The sequence below is a fragment of the Ruegeria sp. BE1 genome, from assembly GCF_056538885.1.
In genome coordinates this window covers 34,515-51,576 of record NZ_JBQFTY010000002.1, presented here as the reverse complement: position 1 = coordinate 51,576, position 17,062 = coordinate 34,515, and the positions used below count along the sequence as shown (strand labels likewise).

At 60.3% G+C, this 17,062-nt stretch carries 15 protein-coding genes and 3 tRNA genes; 8 read left to right on the top strand and 10 right to left on the bottom strand.

The genetic code is table 11. From position 1 onward, the window contains the following. Nucleotides 1-39: 39 nt before the first annotated feature. Nucleotides 40-1,659, top strand: coding sequence for a long-chain-fatty-acid--CoA ligase (locus ACR0J5_RS06455; protein ID WP_480651559.1), 1,620 nt, complete (start codon nt 40-42; stop codon nt 1,657-1,659). A gap of 14 nt (nt 1,660-1,673) precedes the next feature. Here ACR0J5_RS06455 and ACR0J5_RS06450 read toward each other — a convergent pair. The 3 genes from ACR0J5_RS06450 to ACR0J5_RS06440 all read right to left on the bottom strand — a co-directional run bounded on the left by ACR0J5_RS06450 (nt 1,674) and on the right by ACR0J5_RS06440 (nt 2,942). Then, a tRNA-Asn gene (locus tag ACR0J5_RS06450) sits at nt 1,674-1,748 on the bottom strand. A gap of 127 nt (nt 1,749-1,875) precedes the next feature. Next, a tRNA-Asn gene (locus ACR0J5_RS06445) sits at nt 1,876-1,950 on the bottom strand. Nucleotides 1,951-2,027: 77 nt separating this feature from the next. Next, nucleotides 2,028-2,942 carry an MBL fold metallo-hydrolase gene (locus ACR0J5_RS06440; protein WP_480651557.1) on the bottom strand — a complete coding sequence of 305 codons (915 nt, stop codon included), beginning with the start codon at nt 2,940-2,942 and terminating at the stop codon, nt 2,028-2,030. 44 nt (nt 2,943-2,986) lie between these two features. Between ACR0J5_RS06440 and ACR0J5_RS06435 the strand changes: the two genes are divergently transcribed. Continuing rightward, complete coding sequence (locus ACR0J5_RS06435; protein WP_480651555.1) at nt 2,987-4,306, top strand: ATP-binding protein; 1,320 nt, start codon at nt 2,987-2,989, stop codon at nt 4,304-4,306. Between the two features lie 37 nt (nt 4,307-4,343). On the opposite strand, the gene ACR0J5_RS06430 is transcribed toward ACR0J5_RS06435, so the two are convergent. Then, a tRNA-Ile gene (locus tag ACR0J5_RS06430) sits at nt 4,344-4,420 on the bottom strand. A 107-nt stretch (nt 4,421-4,527) separates the two neighbouring features. Here ACR0J5_RS06430 and purM point away from each other — a divergent pair. The 3 genes from purM to rnd all read left to right on the top strand — a co-directional run bounded on the left by purM (nt 4,528) and on the right by rnd (nt 7,430). Beyond that, nucleotides 4,528-5,574 (top strand): phosphoribosylformylglycinamidine cyclo-ligase, encoded by a 1,047-nt coding sequence (purM, locus tag ACR0J5_RS06425; protein ID WP_480651553.1) that lies wholly within the window; start codon nt 4,528-4,530, stop codon nt 5,572-5,574. Further along, nucleotides 5,571-6,170: a phosphoribosylglycinamide formyltransferase gene (purN, locus tag ACR0J5_RS06420; RefSeq protein WP_480651551.1), complete on the top strand. Its 600-nt coding sequence runs from the start codon at nt 5,571-5,573 to the stop codon at nt 6,168-6,170. The genes purM and purN overlap by 4 nt, the downstream gene beginning before the upstream one ends. 102 nt (nt 6,171-6,272) lie before the next feature. Next, nucleotides 6,273-7,430: a ribonuclease D gene (gene rnd, locus ACR0J5_RS06415; RefSeq protein WP_480651549.1), complete on the top strand. Its 1,158-nt coding sequence runs from the start codon at nt 6,273-6,275 to the stop codon at nt 7,428-7,430. 6 nt (nt 7,431-7,436) lie between these two features. Here the strand turns inward: rnd and ACR0J5_RS06410 are convergent, their stop codons facing one another. After that, a complete protein-coding gene (locus ACR0J5_RS06410) occupies nt 7,437-7,967 on the bottom strand; it encodes a hypothetical protein (protein ID WP_480651547.1) in 531 nt (176 codons plus the stop codon). A gap of 139 nt (nt 7,968-8,106) precedes the next feature. Here ACR0J5_RS06410 and ACR0J5_RS06405 point away from each other — a divergent pair, with 139 nt between their 5' ends. Next, nucleotides 8,107-8,517 (top strand): SufE family protein, encoded by a 411-nt coding sequence (locus ACR0J5_RS06405; protein ID WP_480651545.1) that lies wholly within the window; start codon nt 8,107-8,109, stop codon nt 8,515-8,517. 2 nt (nt 8,518-8,519) lie between these two features. Here the strand turns inward: ACR0J5_RS06405 and ACR0J5_RS06400 are convergent, their stop codons facing one another. Together ACR0J5_RS06400 and ACR0J5_RS06395 are read right to left on the bottom strand one after the other, a co-directional pair. Next, nucleotides 8,520-9,173, bottom strand: a complete 654-nt coding sequence (locus ACR0J5_RS06400) for a DUF1638 domain-containing protein (RefSeq protein ID WP_480651543.1) — start codon at nt 9,171-9,173, stop codon at nt 8,520-8,522. Nucleotides 9,174-9,273: 100 nt separating this feature from the next. Further along, nucleotides 9,274-9,972 (bottom strand): corrinoid protein, encoded by a 699-nt coding sequence (locus ACR0J5_RS06395; protein WP_480651541.1) that lies wholly within the window; start codon nt 9,970-9,972, stop codon nt 9,274-9,276. Nucleotides 9,973-10,250: 278 nt separating this feature from the next. On the opposite strand from ACR0J5_RS06395, the gene ACR0J5_RS06390 reads away from it, so the two are divergent. Further along, on the top strand, nt 10,251-11,336 hold the full coding sequence (locus tag ACR0J5_RS06390) for a PA0069 family radical SAM protein (RefSeq protein WP_480651539.1): 1,086 nt from the start codon (nt 10,251-10,253) through the stop codon (nt 11,334-11,336). 36 nt (nt 11,337-11,372) lie between these two features. Here the strand turns inward: ACR0J5_RS06390 and gltA are convergent, their stop codons facing one another. Both gltA and gltX read right to left on the bottom strand, forming a co-directional pair. Next, complete coding sequence (gene gltA, locus ACR0J5_RS06385) at nt 11,373-12,668, bottom strand: citrate synthase (protein WP_480651538.1); 1,296 nt, start codon at nt 12,666-12,668, stop codon at nt 11,373-11,375. Nucleotides 12,669-12,788: 120 nt separating this feature from the next. After that, nucleotides 12,789-14,189 carry a glutamate--tRNA ligase gene (gene gltX, locus ACR0J5_RS06380; RefSeq protein ID WP_480651536.1) on the bottom strand — a complete coding sequence of 467 codons (1,401 nt, stop codon included), beginning with the start codon at nt 14,187-14,189 and terminating at the stop codon, nt 12,789-12,791. Nucleotides 14,190-14,267: 78 nt separating this feature from the next. On the opposite strand from gltX, the gene ACR0J5_RS06375 reads away from it, so the two are divergent. Next, a complete protein-coding gene (locus tag ACR0J5_RS06375; protein WP_480651534.1) occupies nt 14,268-16,316 on the top strand; it encodes a ComEC/Rec2 family competence protein in 2,049 nt (682 codons plus the stop codon). Here ACR0J5_RS06375 and lexA read toward each other — a convergent pair. Continuing rightward, nucleotides 16,310-17,008: a transcriptional repressor LexA gene (lexA, locus tag ACR0J5_RS06370; protein ID WP_480651532.1), complete on the bottom strand. Its 699-nt coding sequence runs from the start codon at nt 17,006-17,008 to the stop codon at nt 16,310-16,312. The two genes, ACR0J5_RS06375 and lexA, sit on opposite strands and share 7 nt — an antisense overlap. Nucleotides 17,009-17,062: the final 54 nt, after the last annotated feature.

The window sequence follows — 17,062 nt, the reverse complement described above, 5'->3', positions numbered from 1 at the left end:
TAAAAGCGCGCCCAAGCGCTGACGATGGGAGGAATGTCCATGCTGGGACAGATGATGACGCAGCCTTTGCTGATCTCGTCACTGATCAATCACGCCGACCGGTATCATGGCCAGACCGAGATTTTCTCGGTCGAAACCGATGGCACGGTGACGGAAACAAACTGGTCCGAAGTGTCGCGCAACGCGCGCAAACTGGCTTCGGCCCTGACCAGCTTGGGTCTGGAGCCGCAGGCGAGGATCGGCACACTGGCATGGAACAACCGCCGTCATCTTGAGATTTACTATGCCGCTTCAGGCGCAGGTTTTGTCTGTCACACGATCAATCCGCGCCTGTTCCCCGAGCAGCTGACCTATATCATCAACCACGCGCAGGACCGCGTTCTGTTCTTTGACGCCACCTTCATCCCGCTGGTTGCCGCGCTGAAAGAGCATCTGACCGAAGTCCAGCATTTCGTTCTGATGGGTGCGCGTAATGCCGAGGCTGAGGCGCAAATTCCAGGCGTTCAGTTCTATGATGATCTGATCGAGAAGGGCGATGCAGGCTTTGAGTGGCCCAGCTTTGATGAAAACACCGCCTCCAGCCTGTGTTACACGTCGGGCACGACCGGGCATCCCAAGGGTGTGTTGTATTCGCACCGCTCGACGGTTCTACACAGTTTCGGATCGAACACGCGCGACGTGATCGGGTTTTCGGCCATGGATGTGGTGATGCCTGTTGTTCCGATGTTCCACGTCAACGCCTGGGGGTCACCCTATGCCTGCGCCATGTCCGGCTCTCGCATGGTGCTGCCGGGGCCGGATCTGCATGGCGAGGCGTTGGTCAAACTGATCGACACATACGGCGTGACGCTGGCGATGGGCGTGCCGACGATCTGGCAAGGTCTGCTGGCCTATGCCGCACAGTCCGGCAGCCAGTTGGAAAGCCTTGAACGGACGGTGATCGGTGGGGCGGCGTGCCCGCCCTCGATGATCGAAACCTTCCGCGACACCTATGGCGTCGATACGGTCCACGCCTGGGGCATGAGCGAGATGAGCCCGCTGGGCACCGCCAACCATCCGCTGGCCAAGCACCGTGACTTGCCGCTGGAAGAACAACACAAAGTCAGGGAAAGTCAGGGGCGGCCATGCTATGGGGTCGAACTCAAGATCGTCGATGATGACGGCAATAACCTGCCACATGATGGAGAAACACAGGGCGATCTTCTGGTAAGGGGCCACTGGGTGTTGGACAGCTATTTCCAGATGCAGGATCAAGAGCTTCTGCAGGATGGATGGTTCGCCACGGGCGATGTCGCCACGCTGGACCCGGACGGTTATATGACCATCCGCGACCGGTCCAAGGACATCATCAAATCGGGCGGTGAGTGGATCAGTTCGGTTGAGTTGGAGAATATCGCCGTCGCTCATCCCAAGCTCGCAACCGCCGCCGTGGTTGGTGTGCCGCATGAGAAATGGGACGAACGCCCCTTGCTGGTCGCCGTCAAGGCCGAGGGCGAGGAACCCTCGGAGGAGGAAATTCTGGCTTTCTATGACGGCAAGATTGCCAAGTGGCAGGTCCCGGACAAGGTCGTCTTTGTAGATGCGCTGCCGCTGAACGCCACGGGCAAGATTCTGAAACGCACGCTGCGTGCGGATTTTCAGGATGCCTTAACGGGTTGACATATAAGGGTGAATGGCTCCGGCGGTAGGGATCGAACCTACGACCAATTGATTAACAGTCAACTGCTCTACCGCTGAGCTACGCCGGAACGGTTCGCGCCGTATAGCAATCCGTTTCTGCGGCGTCCAGAGGGCGCGGAAGATTTTTCGTCGAAAAATCTTGGACCCCATTCCACGCGACATGCGTGCCATAGATGTCTGGATTTGTGGGGAATTTGGCTCCGGCGGTAGGGATCGAACCTACGACCAATTGATTAACAGTCAACTGCTCTACCGCTGAGCTACGCCGGAACTGAGGGGCGTATAACAATCCCGATTTTCCCCGTCCAGAGGGGAATGTGACCTTTTCACAAAAAAGTTCTGCGGCGTCAGTTTTGTTGTTGAAAGGTAGCCGTGGCAGAGAGTGCGCCGATGGGTTTCACCCGGTTATTTCCCGTCAGATCAACAAGATGAGCGAACACGTTCCGCTCGGCGGCCCGCAACAGCGCGGCGGGGGTGTCAACATAGATGCGCGCCGCCAAATCCTGAGCTGTCCCGGGTTGTTCCTGTAATGCGTCCAGAATCTGGCCCTCGCGCATCTGGCGGTGATTGATCAGCCAGTCCAGCCGCGCCGCAGGGTCGTGAATCGGGGCACCGTGCCCGGAATGGAACACCGACCACTCCCGCGCGCGCAGGCGGTGGCAGGCGGACATGAAATCCGTCAGGTCTCCATCCGGGGGCGAGACCAGAGAGCTGGCCCACCCCATCACGTGATCGCCGGTAAAGCACACATCCCCCCAGGCCAGCGCGATGTGATTGCCCAGATGCCCGGGCGTGTGAATCACCTCAAGCTGCCAGCCATCGCCGGTGATCTGCGCGCCGTCGGGCAGTTCTTGATCGGGGCGAAAGGCGGTGTCGATGCCTTCGCCGCCACCGGCCAACCCTTCGTGGGCCAGTTGGGTCATGATTGCGCTGCGCCCGGCCTGCGGCCCGCCAAAGGCCAGGACCGGCGCTCCGGTTCGGTCGGCCAGCGGTCGCGCCAGTGGCGAATGGTCAAGATGGCTGTGCGTGACGATGATGTGGCTGATGCGTTGGCCCGGCTGAACCGCCTGCAGAATCGTCTCAAGATGCGCTTCACTCAGGGGGCCGGGGTCAATCACCGCCAGATCGCCTGTGCCCAGCAGATAGGTGTTGGTGCCGCGATAAGTCATGGGCGAGGGATTCGGGGCCAGAATGCGGCGTAGGCCCGGTTGCAGCGCAATGGCTTGACCGGTCGGGGGGTTGAAATCGTCAGGGGCCTGCATTTTGCGCTCTTTCTCTTGTCGATACAGCCCGTTAGGTTTAGCGCATGTCCGCACGATGGCTCAAATCTTATATGCCGCGCAGCCTCTATGCCCGTGCTGCGCTGATACTGGTGCTGCCAGTGGTTGTCCTGCTTCTGGTTGTGGGCATTGCGTTTCTGCAAAAGCACCTTGAGGACGTGACGGCGCAGATGACGCGCACTGCCTCGCGCGAGGTGATGCTGGTCGTCGATGCGGTCAACGCGGTGGAAACCCAGCAGCAGGCGCTGGCGGCTATTCGGCCTGATCTGCAGGCGCTGGACATGAAGGCCCGTTTTCTGACCATCAACGAAGAGCCGATGATCGGCCATCGCCGCTGGTATGATTTCATCGCGCCGCAGGTTGAGACGGATCTGTGGAACCTTCTGCCTGATCTTACGGCGGTGGCGCTTCCCAGCGGGCAAGAAGCGCGGGTCTATATGCAGACGGATCTGGGGCTGCTGCAATTGACCTTTGACCGCAGACGCCTGTCACCGGTTGCTCCGCACCAGTTGATCGTGACGATGGTGTTTTTTGCGATCATCATGACGTCGATTTCCTTTCTGTATATGCGCAACCAGCTGCGCCCGATCATGCGTCTGGCGGATGCGGCGCAGGCGTTTGGCCGCGGGCGGGTGGTGCCATACACGCCGGGCGGTGCGATCGAAGTGCGCGCGGCGGGCAGTGCGTTTCTCGATATGCGCGCGCGGATCGAACGGCAGATGGAACAGCGCACCATGATGCTGTCGGGTGTCAGCCACGATCTGCGCACCCCTCTGACCCGCCTGAAACTGGGCCTGTCGATGCTGCCCGAGGAAGAGGCCGCCCCGCTTCAGCAAGACGTGGATGAGATGCAGCTGTTGCTGGATGCTTTTCTGGAGTTCTCACGCGGCGCATCCGAAAGCGCCCCAGAAGAGGTCGATCCGAGAACCCTGTTGGACCAAATCGTCAAAGACGCGCGCCGGGCCGGGTATGAGGCAGACTTGATTCAGGTTGAAGGCGACGGCACCGCTGTTTTGCGGCCCACGGCCATCCGGCGTGGGGTTGAGAACCTGATTGGCAACGCCGTGCGCTATGGCAACCGCGCGGATGTCAGCCTGTCCATCTCGCCCAAGTCCGTTCGGTTCCGGGTCGAAGATGACGGGCCAGGCATTCCGCCCGAGCAGCGGGCCGAGGCGGTCAAACCGTTTTCGCGCCTTGATCCCGCGCGCAACCAGAATCAGGGCAGCGGGGTCGGGTTGGGGCTGGCGATTGTCTCAGATATTGCCCGCGCCCATGGCGGTGTGCTGCGGCTTAGCAAAAGCGAAAGATTGGGCGGATTGTGCGCCGATATCATCATTGGGCGCTAAGGTCCCGACTGCGTTTTCTGCTGCTGTTGCGGAGATTTGGTAGGCCCGGCAGGACTTGAACCCGCAACCAAAGCGTTATGAGCGCTCTGCTCTAACCAATTGAGCTACAGGCCCGCCTGAGCGCTTTGAGTATCACGGTGAACGCCCGCGTCAAGCCTGACCGTTGCAACAAGCCGCACAATCGACTAACCCGCGCGGGAACCATTCATAAGGGGCTGGCCATGACGACGGGCAAGAACGGAATCACCTATGCCGATGCGGGCGTTGATATTGATGCGGGGAACGCTCTGGTCGACCGGATCAAGCCTGCGGCCAAGCGGACGGACCGATCCGGCGTGATGAGCGGGCTGGGCGGATTTGGCGCTCTGTTCGACCTCAAGGCGGCTGGCTACACGGACCCGGTTTTGGTGGGTGCCACCGATGGCGTGGGCACCAAGCTGCGGATTGCGATCGACACCGGTGTGGTCGATGGCGTGGGGATCGACCTTGTCGCCATGTGCGTCAATGACCTGATCTGTCAGGGTGCTGAGCCTCTGTTTTTCCTTGATTATTTCGCAACCGGAAAGCTGGACACCGACACCGCCGCACGGATCATCGAAGGGATCGCCGAGGGCTGCGTGCAGTCCGGCTGCGCCCTGATCGGGGGTGAGACAGCTGAAATGCCGGGCATGTACCCGGATGGCGATTTCGATCTGGCCGGTTTCTCGGTCGGCGCGATGGAGCGGGGCGCGCATCTGCCTGCGGGCGTACAGCAGGGGGATGTGCTGCTGGGTCTGGCCTCGAACGGGGTGCATTCCAACGGCTATTCGCTGGTGCGCAAACTGGTTGAGATGTCGGGGCTGGGCTGGGACGCCGCGTCGCCCTTTGGTGAGGGATCGCTGGGTGAGGCGCTGCTGACGCCGACTCGGCTGTATGTCAAACCCGCGTTGCAGGCGATCCGGGCAGGGGGCGTGCATGCGCTGGCCCATATCACCGGTGGCGGTCTGACTGAAAACCTGCCGCGTGTCCTGCCCGAAGGGCTGGGCGCTGAGATCGACCTGAATGCCTGGGACTTGCCGCCAGTTTTCCGCTGGATGGCGGAAACCGGCGGGATTGCCGAGGCTGAGATGCTGAAGACCTTCAACTGCGGCATCGGCATGATCGTCGCCTGTGACGCGGACCGTGCGGATGAACTGGCCGCATTGCTGGCTGATGCGGACGAGACCGTCTCGCGCATCGGCACCATCACCGACACGCCCGGCATGGCCTATTCAGGCAAGCTGTTGTGAGCCACAAGCGTGTCGCCATCCTGATTTCGGGCGGTGGATCGAACATGGTGTCTCTGGTCGACAGCATGGTGGGCGATCACCCGGCCCGGCCTTGTCTGGTGTTGTCCAACGATGCCGAGGCGGGTGGTCTGAAAAAGGCCGCTGCGCGCGGTATCCCAACCGCTTGGGTGGACCATCGCCCCTTCAAGGGCGACCGCGCCGCGTTCGAGGCGGAACTGTTGAAACCACTGGAGGCCGCGCAACCTGATATTGTCTGCCTTGCGGGCTTTATGCGTGTTCTGACCGGCGATTTCGTCTCGCGCTTTCAGGGGCGGATGCTGAACATCCACCCGTCGCTGCTGCCGAAATACAAGGGCCTTAATACCCATGCCCGCGCGATTGAGGCCGGGGATGCCGAGCATGGATGCTCGGTCCATGAGGTGACGGCGGCGTTGGATGACGGCCCGATTCTGGGCCAGGCGCGGGTCCAAATCGAACCGGGCGACACCCCGGAACAGCTGGCGGCGCGTGTGTTGGTCTGGGAACACCAGCTCTACCCGGCAGTGTTGCGCCGTTACGCCAGTGGAGATCGGACTCCGGTGTTGCTGCCGGGGTGATTTACAGACGGGCGATATTCTGCCTATGGTTTCCCCCAAGGCTGGGTACGGCATTTCGCTGACGGAAAGCCATCAAGAAAAAGAGCAAGAATAGCACCACGCATGAAAACCCTGACAACGACGCAAGAGCTGGCCGATTTCTGCAGGGCCGCGGCGGAATACGATTATGTGACCGTAGACACCGAATTCCTGCGTGAGCGTACTTATTACTCCAAGCTCTGCCTTGTTCAGCTGGCCGTCCCATCCGAGGACGAAGACAGCGCCGTGTTGGTTGATCCACTGGCCAGTGGCCTGTCGCTGGACCCGCTTTATGAGCTGTTCGGCAATGAAAACGTGGTCAAGGTGTTCCACGCCGCCCGTCAGGATCTTGAGATTTTCTGGGTCGAAGCGGGCGTCTTTCCTGTTCCACTTTTTGACACGCAGGTCGCGGCCATGGTCTGCGGGTTTGGGGAACAGGTCGGCTATGAGACGCTGGTGCGCAAGATCTGCAAGCAGGGGGTCGACAAGACCTCTCGCTTTACCGATTGGTCGCGGCGTCCGCTGTCGGATGCGCAGAAAACCTATGCTCTGGCCGATGTAACGCATCTGCGCCAGATTTACGAACATCTGGCGGCGCAGCTGAAAAAGACAAAGCGCAGCCATTGGGTGGCCGAGGAATTGCAGATTCTGACCCGCCCCGACACTTATGACATTCGGCCCGAGGACGCGTGGAAACGGGTCAAGACCCGCACCAACTCGGCCAAGTTCCTGGCAGTGGTGCGTGAACTGGCGCAGTTCCGCGAAGGCTATGCGCAGGAAAACAACGTACCCCGCAGCCGCGTGTTCAAGGATGATGCACTGATCGAGCTGGCCTCGACCAAACCGAAATCGCCCTCTGATCTGGGTGGATCGCGCCTTTTGCTGCGCGAGGCGCGCAAGGGCGCAATTGCCGAAGGTATTCTGGCGGCCGTCAAAAAAGGCGTGAACTGCCCGGCCGATCAATTGCCACGGGTGGATAACAGCCGCGACAAGCTCAAGGTCAACCCGGCGCTGGCCGATCTGCTGCGTGTCTTGCTGAAGTCCAAGACAGAAAGCTCAGGCGTGGCGGCGAAACTGATTGCCACAAGCGCCGAGTTGGACCAGATCGCGGCCGGTGAGCGTACATTGCCCGCCATGTCCGGCTGGCGGTTCGAGGTGTTCGGAGAGGATGCCCTGAAACTGTGTGAGGGCAAGATCGCACTGGCCGCCAACGGCCAGAGCGTCGAGGTCGTGACGCTGTAACGCCTGTTAACGGCGCCGAGATTCCAGCGCGTTCTGCTGGCCCACGACCCGTACCAGACGCACACCTTCCAGATCGCGTCTGGACACGTTGATCGCGTCCGACACCATCCGCGACCGCTCGGTGCCTTGGTTGGTCGGGCTCTGCGGATACTCAACCCGGAATGTGTATTCCAGAACCCCGTTTTTCTGGTTCTCTTCGCTTTCGACAAGGACCAGCCGCGCGTTAAAGGCCCCTTGGCGGGCGGCGGTACCCGCAGCGTAGATAATAGCCCCATTGGCTGTGGGGTCGATCCGCAGTTCATCGATTTTGGCGATCGCAACGCTCAGATCGTCTGGCACGCTGCGGGAAAACAACCCGCCGCGTTCGTTGTCGGGAACCAGCAGGTTCGCGTCATTGGCGGCAGTTACCGGGTCCACAGCCGGGGCCGGGGTGCTTGATCCGAACCAATTCGACGGGTTCACCCGAGAATCCCCCCAGTTGCTGCAGGCAGAAACGGTCAGGGCAGCGACCAGAAGAACAATATACGATTTTTGCATGGTCCAGATGTCCAGAGCTGTAATTCCAGCAATGGGTTACCGCAAAAGCCGGTGTTTGAAAAGCCGCGCGAAGGGGTGGACAGGTCCAGATCAGCGGCATAGGTCACAATTGTGAACGCAACAAAAGGACTGCCCGACCATGGCCACGCCCGCCTTTGAGGAAATCGTTGAGGATTTCGAGTTTCTGGACGATTGGGAAGATCGCTATCGCCACGTGATCGAGCAAGGCAAAGCGATGGAGCCATTGGACGATGCGCTCAAGGTTCCGGCCACCAAGGTTCACGGTTGCGCCAGCCAGGTTTGGTTGCACCCGATCATCGAAGATGGCGTATTCCGTTTTGACGGAGACAGCGACGCGCTGATCGTGCGTGGGCTGATCGCGGTATTGCGGTCCTTGTATAACGGCTTGCCGGTTCGCGATGTTGCCGCCGTCGATGCCGGAGGCGAGCTGGCGCGTCTGGGTCTGAACGACCACCTTTCGGCACAGCGCTCAAACGGGTTGCGCGCGATGATCGAGCGTATCCGCGAGGTGGCGCAGGAAAACGCCTGACCTCAGCGGTTCGCCCAGTCCGTCAGCGTCGATTCAAGATCGCCATAACCGGTCAGGCGGCGCTCAAATTCCAGGCCCATGCGTTCGGCGCATTCACGGGCGCGTTCGGTCAGGGCCGGATCATCGGTTTGGGCCTGATAGATCAGCTTGGTGTAATTGCCGAAATACATGTCGCGCAGCTCGGGGTGGCGGTCCAGGCCCAGAGGTTTCCAGACAAAGGCATCGAATTGCCGGGCCAGAAAATCGGTCAGGTAAAAGGCGGTGGTCTCATCTTCACCTCGGGCCTCAAACTGCTGATTGCCTTCGAAAAAGGAATAGCAGTGCGGGCCCTTCACTATTTCGATTCCCAACTCGTTGCAGGCCCGTTCCAGCAGCCCGCCCGTGCCACAATCGGCGTAGACGACATAGATCGTCTCATACTGCGCACGATGTTTGGCCACAGCATCCTGTACCGCCTGCGTGATGCGGTCGGGATGCACATGCAGGATGGCGGGCAGGCAAGTCAGTTCCATATGGTCCCAGCCATTGCGCTGCTTGAGGTCCAGAATCTCGCGCGCAAGGGCCCCGCAGGCCAGCAGCAGAATTTTGCCCCGTTCGCTTGAGACATATCCTTCGGTCGTGAGGCTGGCGTCGTCTGGCAAGTCGCTGTGCTGCATAGGTTACCCCTCGGTCGTTGCGCATCAGATAGTCAGGGCTGCGGCGCAAAAAAAGGCCGCCCGAAAACCGGACGGCCCCAGAACAGTCAATTTTGTCCGATCAGCCGGCCAGTTGGTTGTGCTTGCGCGATACCATGTCCTTGGCCATTTCCACAGCAACGGCTGCGTCGCGGCAGTAGCCGTCAGCGCCAATCGCTTTGCCGAACTCTTCGTTCAGGGGCGCGCCGCCAACCAGAACGATGTAGTCCTCGCGCAAGCCCTGTTCGACCATCGTGTCGATCACGACCTTCATGTAAGGCATCGTGGTGGTCAGCAGGGCGGACATGCCCAGAATGTCGGGCTTTTCGGTTTCCAGCGCCTCAAGGTAGTTTTCGACCGGGTTGTTGATGCCGATGTCGACAACTTCGAAGCCTGCGCCTTCCATCATCATTGAAACAAGGTTCTTGCCGATGTCGTGGATGTCGCCTTTTACGGTGCCGATCACCATCTTGCCCACGCGCGGTGCGCCGGTTTCGGCCAGCAGCGGCTTGAGGATGAACATGCCGCCCTTCATCGCGTTCGCGGCCAGCAGAACTTCGGGGACGAACAGGATGCCGTCACGGAAGTCGTGGCCAACAACGGTCATGCCGCCGACCAGCGCTTTGGTCAGGATGTCGTAAGGCGTCCATCCGCGTTCCAGCAGGATGTTCGTACCTTCTTCGATTTCTTCCTTCAGACCGTCGTAAAGATCGTCGAACATCTGTTCGACAAGCTCTTCATCATTCAGTTCGGACAGGACGATGTCTTCTTCATCGGACATGGGGCGTTTCCCTGAGCTGTTCGGGCACTGCGCCCGTGGGTGGCATTTTCCTCGTTTTGACCAAAACGCCGCAGTTGGACTTTGACAATTGCGACGTCGTTAGTTTCGAGACCGACCTTTATGTCAAATTCTTGATCACTTCGATGTCATTCTTTGCATCATGATTTTGCATCACATTCATTTTCCAGAAATTCTGCAAAGAAACGCAGGGTTTTCAAGTTAAGATCGACCGGGTTGTTTCGCTTGTTCTCCAACGGTTTGCGCGTTACACAGTGAAAATGAACAAAACGGGAACAAATGGTAAGGCATCGCCTGTTCGGGGGCGGGGTGTCGCCAGCAATATCGCAGGTCGGTTTGAGGCGTATCAGACCGACCAGATCGATGATGGGTGGGAGGGTGAAGAGGATATTCCGCCCCTGCGCACTGAGGTCGCAGAAGAGATCGCGCGCAGTGTGATCACCTATAACCGGTCGCCTGATTTGCCGTTTGACCGTTCGATCAACCCGTATCGCGGGTGCGAGCATGGCTGTGTCTATTGTTTTGCCCGCCCGACGCATGCGTATCTGGGGCTGTCGCCGGGGCTGGACTTTGAAACCCGGTTGGTGGCCCGGCCAAACGCGCCCGAGGTGCTGCGGCACGAGCTGTCGTCGAAATCCTACAAGGTGGCGACAATCGCCTTGGGGACCAATACGGACCCATATCAACCGGTTGAGAAAACGCATTTGATAACAAGGCGCTGTCTGACTGTTTTGAAAGACTTTCAACACCCGATTGGCATTGTGACCAAGGGTACGTTGATTGAGCGTGATCTGGATATTCTGGCCCCCATGGCGCAGATGGGCCTGGTGCGGGTCGGGATTTCTCTGACGACCCTGGACGCGGATTTGTCACGACGGATGGAACCCCGTGCGCCGTCACCCAAGCGGCGTCTGGCCACGATTCGTCGGCTGACAGAGGCGGGTGTGCCGGTGCGTGTCATGACCTCGCCCGTGATTCCCGGCCTGACGGATCATGAGTTGGAGAACCTGCTGGAAGCCGGCAAAGACGCCGGAGCGGATGCTGCCAGCTGGATCATGTTGCGCCTGCCGCGCGAGGTCTCGGCCCTGTGGCAAGACTGGCTGAAAGAGCATGAAGCCGCACGGTTCGAAAAGATCATGTCCAAACTGCGCGAGATGCACGGGGGCAGGGAGTATGACCCGCGATGGGGCCACCGGATGCGGGGTGAGGGCGAATACGCCACCCTGATCGCCAAACGCTTTGCCATTGCGGTCAAACGGTTGGGCTTGTCGACCCGGACGCCACCCTTGCGCAACGACCTGTTCGCGCGCCCACCTCAGGTGGGTGATCAGTTGAGCCTATTGTAAGAAAAAACCCCGGAGCCGGGTCCGGGGTTTCTGGGATCATCGGTTTTCGATATCCGTGTAATCGCGGGTGGTCTCGCCCAGATACAGCTGGCGCGGACGGCCGATTTTGTTTTGCGGATCTGCAATCATCTCTTTCCACTGGCTGACCCAGCCAACGGTGCGCGACAGCGCAAAGATCGGGGTGAACATCGAGGTCGGGAAGCCCATCGCCTCAAGAATGATGCCCGAGTAGAAATCCACATTCGGGAACAGCTTCTTCTCGGCGAAATACGGATCTTCCAACGCCTGCTTTTCCAGCGCCTTGGCGACCTGCAGTTTCGGGTTGTTTTCAACACCCAGCAGGTCCAGCACTTCGTCCGCAGACTGTTTCATCACCTTGGCGCGCGGGTCAAAGTTCTTGTAGACGCGGTGGCCAAAGCCCATCAGGCGGAACGGATCGTCCTTGTCCTTGGCGCGGGCGATGTATTCGGGGATACGATCGACCGAGCCGATCTCTTCCAGCATCTCAAGACATGCCTGGTTCGCACCGCCATGGGCGGGGCCCCAAAGACAGGCGATACCCGCCGCGATACAGGCGAACGGGTTGGCACCCGAGCTTGACGCCAGGCGCACGGTCGAGGTCGAGGCGTTCTGCTCGTGATCGGCGTGCAGAGTAAAGATGCGGTCCATCGCGCGGCTGAGGATCGGGTTCACCTCATATTCCTCGGCCGGGACGCTAAAGCACATGCGCAGGAAGTTCGACGCATAGTCCAAATCGTTTCGCGGATACACGAAGGGCTGACCAGTGTGATACTTATAAGCCCAGGCCGCGATGGTCGGCATCTTGGCGATCAGGCGATGCGAGGCAACCTCGCGCTGATGCGGGTCCGAGATATCGGTCGAATCGTGATAGAAGGCCGACATTGCGCCGACGACGCCGACCATGATCGCCATCGGGTGCGCATCGCGACGGAAACCACGATAGAAATACTGCATCTGCTCATGCAGCATGGTGTGACGGGTGATGGTGGATTCGAATTTCTCAAGATCGGGCGCGGTCGGCAGCTCTCCGTACAGCAGCAGGTAGCAGACCTCGAGGAAATGAGATTTGCCAGCCAACTGGTCGATCGGATAGCCACGGTGCAGCAGTTCACCTTTTTCGCCGTCGATATAAGTGATTGTGCTGTCGCAGCTGGCGGTCGAGGTAAAGCCGGGATCATAGGTGAACACACCCGCAGTGCCGTACAGCTTGCGGATATCGATCACATCAGGACCTGCAGTCGGCGAATGAATCGGCAGCTCATATGTTTCGCCATGGACTGTCAGAGTGGCTGATTTCTTGCTGTCGGTCATAGTGTCCCTTCCTCATTCATGCGCAGTTTGGATCGCTGTCCGAACCTGCGGGCAACGGATGCGCGCAGGCGCGCAGTCCGGGTGTTAGCGGAGCAGCGTTACCCAAATGTGAACCTTGGTTTAGGTCGCTGCGTCAGAAAGCCGTGCAAGGGTTTCATCGCGCCCCAACACAAGCATCATGTCAAAAACTGATGGGGTCACCGCCCGACCCGCCAAAGCGGCGCGCAATGGCCCCGCCAGCTTGCCGAACTTGAGCCCGTTGGCTTCCGCAAAGGAATTCAGGGCCCCCTCCAGTTCGCTCCGCGTCCAGCTAACATTTTGCAACTGCGGCGTCAATTCATTCAGTATACCGTCGGATACTGAGGCCAGCGCCTTGGTGGCCTTTTCATCCGGTTCAACTGGGCGCGCAGTCAGCGCAAAATGGGCTTTTTCAAGCAGTTCCGGAAAAGTTCGCGCCCGATCCTTGAGGCAATACATCGCACGTTCCAGATCACCAGATTGTGTGTCACTGAGAGCAGGCTGGTCTGAAGCAGCCAAATACGCCTGAATTTCCTGCCGCAGCGCAGCATCATCTGTGATCGCAATATGCTGACCGCACAGATTCTCCAGCTTTTTCAGATCGAACCGCGCCGGGCTTTTGCCGATTCCGTCCAGATCGAACCATTCCTTGGCCTGTGCGTCAGTGAAAAACTCGTCATCGCCGTGGCTCCAGCCCAGACGCGCCAGATAGTTCCGCATCCCGGCTGCCGGATAGCCCATCGCCTGGTATTCCTGCGCGCCCAACGCGCCGTGGCGTTTCGAAAGTTTCTTGCCGTCGGGGCCGTGGATCAGCGGGATATGCGCCCAGACAGGAACGTCCCAGCCCATCGCTTCATAGATCATCATCTGGCGCGCGGCATTGTTCAGGTGATCATCGCCCCGGATCACATGGGTCACGCCCATATCGTGGTCATCCACTACCACGGCCAGCATATAGACCGGAGTCCCGTCCGAGCGCAGCAGGATCATGTCGTCCAACTGGTCATTGCGGATGGTCACATCCCCCTGCACCTGATCGCGGATCACCGTTTCGCCGTCCTGCGGGGCCTTGATACGGATCACAAACGGCGCGTCGGGATAGGACGACGGGTCGGCATCACGCCAGGGGCTGCGGAACAGGGTGGATTTGCCCTCGGCTTTGGCCTGTTCGCGGAATTCGGCGATCTCGTCCTGCGTAGAGAAACACTTATAGGCTTTGCCCTCGGCCAGCAGGTGATGCGCGACTTCGGCGTGCCGCGCGGCACCCTCGAACTGGCTGACCACATCGCCGTCGTGATCCAGCCCCAGCCACGCCATGCCTTGCAGGATCGCCGCCGTCGCCTCGGGGGTCGAGCGTTCGCGGTCCGTATCCTCGATCCGCAGCAGGAACTTGCCGCCGCGCCCCCGGGCATAGAGCCAGTTGAACAGCGCAGTGCGGGCACCACCGATATGCAAAAAGCCGGTGGGGGACGGGGCGAAACGGGTGACGACCTGATCGGACATTGTGTGGATTAACCTTTTGGTAACCGTGTCGGGCATAGTTTTGCGCTTGTCTAACGAGCCCGAAGGACGGGGGCAACCATGCGTGTTCTGGCACGGGTCGAGGCCGCATTGCTGAACCAGACGGGGTACCTGTTCCAATGGTCTCCGGTCTGTCTGGCAATCGGCATTGGCTTGTACTTCAGCCTTCGGTTTGAACCCGGCTGGCAGGTCTACGCAAGCGTGCTGGCAGGGGTCGCAGTCCTGATCGGGGCAGGGCGCGCGATACAGACCGGATGGGCTGCGTTGGCAATGGGGGGCGCGCTGATTGCAGCCGGGTTTGTCCTGGCCGGCGCACGAGCCCATTCGGTGACAGAGCCGGTCCTGTCCTGGCGGTATTACGGCCCGATCGAGGGGAGGGTCGTCGCCATGGATCGCTCTGCGTCGGACGCGTTGCGCGTGACGCTGGACCGGGTGCGCATAGGGGATGTGCCCGCAGACCGGCGACCGCAACGCGTCCGGCTTTCACTGCATGGGGGCGCCCCGGCGCTGGTCCCCGGTCAGCGGATCATGACCACTGGGCATTTGTCTCCGCCACAGGGGCCAGTGGAACCGGGCGGTTTCGACTTTCGCCGCCACGCTTGGTTTCAGGGGCTGGGCGCGGTGGGTTATACGCGCGTTCCCGTGGTGACAATCGCGCCGCCCGAGGCCGGAGGGGACGGCGTTCGGATTACCGCGCTGCGGATGGCGATCTCGGAACGGGTGCGCGCGATCCTGCCTGGTGAGGTCGGGGGCTTCGCAGCCGCCGTCACCACAGGCGACCGCAGCGGCATGGGGCAAGAGACGCTGAAATCGCTGCGCGCTTCGAATCTGGCGCATCTGCTGGCCATTTCGGGCCTGCATATGGGGCTGCTGACAGGGTTCGTGTTTCTGGTCTTTCGTCTGGCCTTGTCCGCCATCCCAGCCGTGGCCCTGCGTGTCCCTGTGCGCAAACTGGCGGCGGTCTTTGCGTTGATTGCGGCGGTGATCTACCTGATGCTGTCAGGGGGCAACGTGGCCACGGAACGCGCCTTTGTAATGGCAAGCGTCATGTTGGGGGCCGTGCTGATCGACCGCCGGGCCATATCTCTGCGCGCTGTTGCCGTTGCTGCCCTGATCGTGCTGGTTCTGCGCCCGGAATCGTTGCTTAGCCCCGGTTTTCAGATGTCTTTTGCGGCCACAACAGCCCTTGTCGCGGTGTTTGGTCAACTTAGAGAGTTCGGGCCGATGCCGGGCCCCAAATGGACCAAGCCGGTTGTCGGCCTACTGATGTCCTCGGCCATTGCGGGGTTGGCCACCGCGCCGATCGGGGCGGCGCATTTCAATACGATGTCGCATTATGGATTGCTGGCCAACATGCTCTCGGTGCCGGTGATGGGGACCATTGTTGTCCCCTCGGCCTTTGTGGCCGCGCTGCTGTCGCCCTTTGGGCTTGAGGCGCTGCCGCTGCACGTCATGGGGCTGGGGTTGGAGTGGATTTTGATCGTCTCGGACAAGGTTTCGGGGCTGAGCGGCGCGCAGGGCTATGTGGTCAGCCCGCCGCATTATGTGCTGCCGATGTTTGCCTTGGGTGCCCTGTGGATGGCGTTGTGGCGCGGGCGGGCGAAATGGGTCGGGATCGCCCCGGTGATCGCGGCGTTTCTGTTATGGGGGCAAGGCCATCGCCCCGAGGTTCTGATCGCGGATTCCGGCGGGTTGGTGGGGGTCATGACCGATGCGGGCCGGGCGCTGAGCAAGGAAAAAGGCAGCGGATTCATCGCAAATGTCTGGCTGGAGAATGACGGCGACGGCGTGGATCAGCCCAAGGCCGCCAGCCGTTGGCCCTCCGGCGACCTAGTGCAGCGCTATACCTGGCAGGGAAAAGAACTCATCCACATCACCGGAAAACGGGCGGCTCAGGGGTTTTCGGAATGTGCGGAAAACCAGATCGTGGTCTCTGCGGTGGCTTTGGACCTGACCGGAGAGTGCGGGCTGTTCGACCCGGAGAAGCTGAAAGAAACCGGCAGTCTGGCTCTATCAGGGGGCCGCGTCCTTTCGAGCCATGAGGTCAGCGGCCACAGACTGTGGTCCCCGCAAGATGACAGGGACCGCAGATCAAAGCAGCGTCAGTAGCTGCGGATCAACCCGACCAGCCGACCCTGCACCTTGACCTTGTCTTCGGGCAGAACGCGGGTTTCATAGGCGGGATTTGCAGCCTCAAGCGCAATGGCGTTGCCACGACGGAAAAAGCGCTTGAGCGTGGCTTCCTGATCCTCGACCAGAGCCACAACAATATCTCCGTTATCCGCGGTCTTGGTCTCACGAATGACGACCACGTCACCATCATTGATGCCCGCGTCGATCATCGAATCGCCCCGGACCTCCAGCGCGTAATGCTCACCACGGCCAGAGACCATGCTGCCCGGAACCGCAACCCGGTGCGAGACATGGCTGATCGCCTCAATCGGAACACCGGCCGCGATCCGGCCCATGACTGGCAGCTCCATCGCGTCCACGGTCACCGGTTCGAAATTGGCGGGCCGCGGGCCTTCGGGCTTGTCGCCTTCGATCACGCGCGGCTTGAACGCGGCCGTCGGCTCGCCCCCCAGACTTTCCGGTAGCTTCACAATTTCAATCGCGCGGGCGCGGTGCGCTAGGCGGCGGATAAATCCGCGTTCCTCCAGCGCCGTGATCAACCGGTGGATGCCGGATTTCGAGCGCAAGTCCAGCGCGGCCTTCATTTCGTCAAAACTGGGCGGAACGCCGTCCGCTTGTACGCGATTGTGGATGAATTCCAACAAATCCAACTGTTTCTTGGTCAGCATTGCTCACACCTCGTCGGTCATGCGTTTTCTTTTGTTCTACGCATGTTCACGTTT

What these genes read in the sequence shown, in the direction of transcription:
- ACR0J5_RS06455 (WP_480651559.1), top strand. Translation starts at nt 40, where the DNA reads ATGCTGGGACAGATGATGACGCAGCCTTTGCTGATCTCGTCACTGATC.
- ACR0J5_RS06440 (WP_480651557.1), bottom strand. Translation starts at nt 2,942, where the DNA reads ATGCAGGCCCCTGACGATTTCAACCCCCCGACCGGTCAAGCCATTGCG.
- ACR0J5_RS06435 (WP_480651555.1), top strand. Translation starts at nt 2,987, where the DNA reads ATGTCCGCACGATGGCTCAAATCTTATATGCCGCGCAGCCTCTATGCC.
- purM (WP_480651553.1), top strand. Translation starts at nt 4,528, where the DNA reads ATGACGACGGGCAAGAACGGAATCACCTATGCCGATGCGGGCGTTGAT.
- rnd (WP_480651549.1), top strand. Translation starts at nt 6,273, where the DNA reads ATGAAAACCCTGACAACGACGCAAGAGCTGGCCGATTTCTGCAGGGCC.
- ACR0J5_RS06410 (WP_480651547.1), bottom strand. Translation starts at nt 7,967, where the DNA reads ATGCAAAAATCGTATATTGTTCTTCTGGTCGCTGCCCTGACCGTTTCT.
- ACR0J5_RS06405 (WP_480651545.1), top strand. Translation starts at nt 8,107, where the DNA reads ATGGCCACGCCCGCCTTTGAGGAAATCGTTGAGGATTTCGAGTTTCTG.
- ACR0J5_RS06400 (WP_480651543.1), bottom strand. Translation starts at nt 9,173, where the DNA reads ATGCAGCACAGCGACTTGCCAGACGACGCCAGCCTCACGACCGAAGGA.
- ACR0J5_RS06395 (WP_480651541.1), bottom strand. Translation starts at nt 9,972, where the DNA reads ATGTCCGATGAAGAAGACATCGTCCTGTCCGAACTGAATGATGAAGAG.
- ACR0J5_RS06390 (WP_480651539.1), top strand. Translation starts at nt 10,251, where the DNA reads ATGAACAAAACGGGAACAAATGGTAAGGCATCGCCTGTTCGGGGGCGG.
- gltA (WP_480651538.1), bottom strand. Translation starts at nt 12,668, where the DNA reads ATGACCGACAGCAAGAAATCAGCCACTCTGACAGTCCATGGCGAAACA.
- gltX (WP_480651536.1), bottom strand. Translation starts at nt 14,189, where the DNA reads ATGTCCGATCAGGTCGTCACCCGTTTCGCCCCGTCCCCCACCGGCTTT.
- ACR0J5_RS06375 (WP_480651534.1), top strand. Translation starts at nt 14,268, where the DNA reads ATGCGTGTTCTGGCACGGGTCGAGGCCGCATTGCTGAACCAGACGGGG.
- lexA (WP_480651532.1), bottom strand. Translation starts at nt 17,008, where the DNA reads ATGCTGACCAAGAAACAGTTGGATTTGTTGGAATTCATCCACAATCGC.